The sequence below is a fragment of the Microcoleus sp. C2D2 genome (assembly GCF_036702495.1).
Taxonomy (GTDB): domain Bacteria; phylum Cyanobacteriota; class Cyanobacteriia; order Cyanobacteriales; family Microcoleaceae; genus Microcoleus.
On sequence record NZ_JAUBTO010000324.1, the window covers coordinates 1 to 3,080 of the forward strand.

General features: G+C 42.1%; 4 protein-coding genes. All 4 read right to left on the bottom strand.

Features of this window, described 5'->3' with window-relative positions:
* Positions 1-59: 59 nt before the first annotated feature.
* Complete coding sequence (locus QUB61_RS38665; RefSeq protein WP_333136687.1) at positions 60-1,625, bottom strand: AAA family ATPase; 1,566 nt, start codon at positions 1,623-1,625, stop codon at positions 60-62.
* A gap of 15 nt (positions 1,626-1,640) precedes the next feature.
* Positions 1,641-2,462 carry a serine/threonine-protein kinase gene (locus QUB61_RS38670; protein ID WP_333136681.1) on the bottom strand — a complete coding sequence of 274 codons (822 nt, stop codon included), beginning with the start codon at positions 2,460-2,462 and terminating at the stop codon, positions 1,641-1,643.
* A gap of 10 nt (positions 2,463-2,472) precedes the next feature.
* Positions 2,473-2,742: a hypothetical protein gene (locus QUB61_RS38675; RefSeq protein WP_333136683.1), complete on the bottom strand. Its 270-nt coding sequence runs from the start codon at positions 2,740-2,742 to the stop codon at positions 2,473-2,475.
* 66 nt (positions 2,743-2,808) lie between these two features.
* Positions 2,809-3,080 (bottom strand): hypothetical protein (locus QUB61_RS38680; RefSeq protein ID WP_333136685.1); only part of this gene is annotated, 272 nt, incomplete at its 5' end.

Genomic DNA, 3,080 nt, shown 5'->3' on the forward strand with positions numbered 1-3,080 from the left:
TCATTTTAACTCCTACTTAGATTTACATCCCTCATTATATACGTTCGAGGATTTACAAATCATTTGCGATCGCTATATAGCTTTAGAGTCAGAGCGTACTGAGTCTGCCAACAGTCTTCGTCTAACAGTTCTAAACCCACTTTCAAGTAGTTAAATGCTGATTGATAGGCTGCTGATGCTTTTGCTTTTTTACCGGCTTGTAGATTTAAATCGACTAACACATTCCGCTCTGTTTGTTGGTTGATTAGCGTCCGACCAAAGTTCAACTGGTTAACGACATCAAATAACTTGTGTTCAAGCTCTCTTGGATGTGTATTTTGTAGCAACAGTTGACCTACTTGCAGATGCACCAACTGTTTGTCCGCTTCAGAAATGAGTGAATAAACTGCTTGTTGGATGCGGTCATGGGCAAACTTGTACTCTAGTGCTACTCGATTTGAAAGACCTTCTACATCCAGTTCTACTAATTTGTAAGCATTGCTTAGGGGTAAGATAAAACCCTCTGAAATCGCTACCTGCAGGTGTACTGCTGTTTCTCGTAGTGGCTTTTCATAAACAATCGCCAACCTCTCCAAACTGAACTGATTCCCAATACAAGCCGCTAACTTCAAAACAGCTTGTGTCTGTGGCGGTAATTTTTGTACCTTAGCCACCATCAATTCCACTACGTTATCCGTTATCTGTTGCGCTTGTAATTGTCCTAAATCCCATTGCCAAGAACTTCGTTCATAATTAAAAATTACTAATGCTTCGGCATACAGAAACTTCAAACATTCCCCGATGAAAAAAGGATTACCACCTGTCTTGGTCAGCACCAATTCGGCTAAGGATATGGCAGTTGCTGGTTCGCAGTGAAAAATATCGTTAATTAAGTGGATGATGTGTGGCAAGGCTAAAGGCGACAGCAAAATCTGATTAACTCTTACTTTGGCCTTCCGGATCTCATCCAACGTCAACGTTAATGGATGAGCTGCATTAACTTCGTTATCCCGATAAGCTCCAATTAAAAATAGATATTTACTATCTGTCGCCGTCATTAACAAATCGATTAATTTCAATGAAGCTCCATCTGCCCATTGTAAATCGTCTAAGAAAAGCACCAATGGATGTTCTTGGCAGGTAAATACTTTAATAAAATTTTGAAAGACTAGGTTAAAGCGGTTCTTTGCTTCTGTTGGTGGTAGTTCAGGTACAGCAGGTTGCGAACCAACAATCAGTTCCACTTCAGGAATAACTTCAATTATTACCTGTGCATTGGAACCCAAAGCCACCAAAAGTTTTTCTCGCCAAGTGGCGATCTCTGCCTCATTTTCCATTAGCAGTTGTAGCACCAATGAGCGAAATGCCTGGATGAGAGAGGCGTAAGGAATGTTGCGTTGAAACTGGTCAAATTTACCGGAGATAAAGTAACCGCGCTGGCGAGTAATTGGCTTATAAACTTCCTGCACCAAAACTGACTTGCCAATACCGGAATACCCAGACACCAGCATCATTTCGCTAGTTCCCTGGCTGACGCGATCGAAAGCAGTTAACAATGTGTCTATTTCCCGTTCTCGCCCATACAGCTTTTGCGGAATTTGGAACTTGTCAGAAATATCCTGCTGACCTAGTGGGAAGGGGTCAATTTGTCCTTTAGCCTGCTATTGTTGCAGACATTCTTCTAAATCTGCTTTCACCCCATGCGCTGATTGGTAACGGTCTTCAGCGTTTTTAGACACCAACTTCAGCACGATCTCTGAGAGGACTGACGGAATGTCTGGTTTATGTTCGTCTGGTGGCGTTGGTTGCCTAGCAAGATGACAATGCACCAATTCCAGTGCATCTTGTGTAGGAAAGGGTAATTGACCAGTCAGTAACTCGTAAAATGTCACCCCTAGCGAGTAAAAATCTGTCCGATAATCGATAGCCCGATTCATTCGTCCAGTCTGTTCGGGCGAGATATAGGCCAGCGTTCCCTCTAACAAATTCGGATTGCGAAAGGTTGAGTTTTCTCGCGAAAGCGTTGTAGAGATGCCAAAGTCAATTAGTTTGACTTGCTTAGTGATCTGATTCCAAACAATATTCGATGGGTTAATATCGTTGTGGATAACGTGCTGCTGATGTACTTGACCTAAAATTTCAACAACCTGAATGGCAAGTGGGAGAAACTCAGCGAGAGCAAATGGTTTGTTCTGGATGACACAATTGAGAGATTCACCGCCAAAGTCTTCCAACACCATTATCCACTGATACAACTGGTTTTCTAAGCCATAGGCTTTTACCACTCCTTTTTGAGTGAAGGATTGTGTCGTCTCATACTCTGGCTTAAACCAAGCTATTCTTTCCGGTGAGGGACAGGTTGGTTTGAGAATTTTGAGTATGATTGATTGCGAATTTTCTATCCGATATCCACGATAGACAAAGGAGTTGGCACTTTCATACAGTTTTTCGGTGATTCGGTAGCCGGGAAAGGATGTCAACATTCATCTTAAGCTAATCTTCTTTTGAAGGCTCTGGTTCGGGTTCGGGGTCAGGATCGGGAAAAGGGTCTTCTGGGTTAGGATCGTTGCAAATTTCTGCCAATGGAATAAGATCCTCGGCAAAGAAAGCTGTAATTTTTATACTACTCTTGCTCTCAATTAACGCCTTGTCCATTTCAGATAATGCGAACCCATCTGTCACGGTTTTAGGCTGCTGAGCAAAGGCTATCTGCTGTTTGGGATTAATGGCGATATCGGTCAAAAAATTGAGTAGTTTGCTCATAGTTTATATCTTTCCTGACTATTTTAGAGTTAGTTCAACACGACACCTAAGAAAGTAAAGCTATTTTTATTTGCCAACCCTAGCCCACTCATCAGCTATACCCGCTAAGACTTGATCGATGTCCTCTTTTTTCAGCATCTCGTATCCTTCTTCGTGAGCGCGGAGTGCCAGCTTAGTGTACTGTCCAGCAGGAGACTCATCAAACCTATTGACTTGTATAAAACTCCCAGATGGAGGAAGAAACAGAAAACCAAGATCTAGCCATTTGTGACAAGTTAAGAAAAAGTGCAAATTGTCAAGGGGGTAGACAAAAAAAGGTAAAATAGGATGAAACCTTT